The organism is Bradyrhizobium sp. (assembly GCF_016462955.1).
Lineage (GTDB): Bacteria > Pseudomonadota > Alphaproteobacteria > Rhizobiales > Xanthobacteraceae > Bradyrhizobium.
This window is the reverse complement of sequence record NZ_JAEMSD010000412.1, coordinates 1-682: the sequence shown is the minus strand read 5'-3', so window position 1 is coordinate 682 and position 682 is coordinate 1. Positions and strand designations below refer to the sequence as shown.

The window sequence follows — 682 nt, the reverse complement described above, 5'->3', positions numbered from 1 at the left end:
CGCGCTCCAGGTGGTGTCGATGCCGGCGATCAAGAGCAGGCGCAGCGAACCCAGCACATGGGAATCCTCGAGCGGATTGCCGTCCTTGCCCCTGGCGTTCATCAGGTACGAGATGAGATCGTCAGTGGGCTTGTTCTTGCGCGCTTCGATGTGGCCGCTGAAATAAGCCGTCATCTCCTGGACGGCCTGCAGCAGCTTGGTCTCGTCCTTGATGCCGAGCTCCAGGATCATGTGGATCCAGTTGATGAAGAGGTCGCTGTCGCTCTCGGGAATGCCGAGCATGTGCGCGATCGCCCGCACCGGGATGTATTTGCTGTAGCGTGCGGCAGCGTCGACCTTGCCGTCGGCGATGAACTCGTCGATCAGCTCGTTGCAGATCGCGCGAACCCGCGGCTCGAGCTTCTTCATCGCATCCGGGGTGAATGGCGGCAGCAGCAATTGCTTGGCGGGCTTATGCTCGGGCGGATCCGAGGTGATCGGCGGAGCTGCGTTCCTGGCGACCTCCGGACGCACATCGCGGACGATGATGCGGCGTGAGGAGAAGTGCTCGGTATCGTTGGCGATCTCGCGCACGGCCTCATAGGTCGTCGGCAGGTAGCAGCCGAGGAAGCGCTTCGTGTGCACCACGGGGCTTGTGGCGCGCAGCTGGTCCCAGATCGGGAAGGGGTCTTCCGTCCATTGC

The 682-nt window shown here is 62.9% G+C and carries 1 protein-coding gene; it reads right to left on the bottom strand.

The window, feature by feature from the left end:
* A partial coding sequence (locus tag JHD07_RS30040) for a cytochrome P450 (RefSeq protein WP_366865454.1) occupies positions 1-682 on the bottom strand: 682 nt, incomplete at both ends.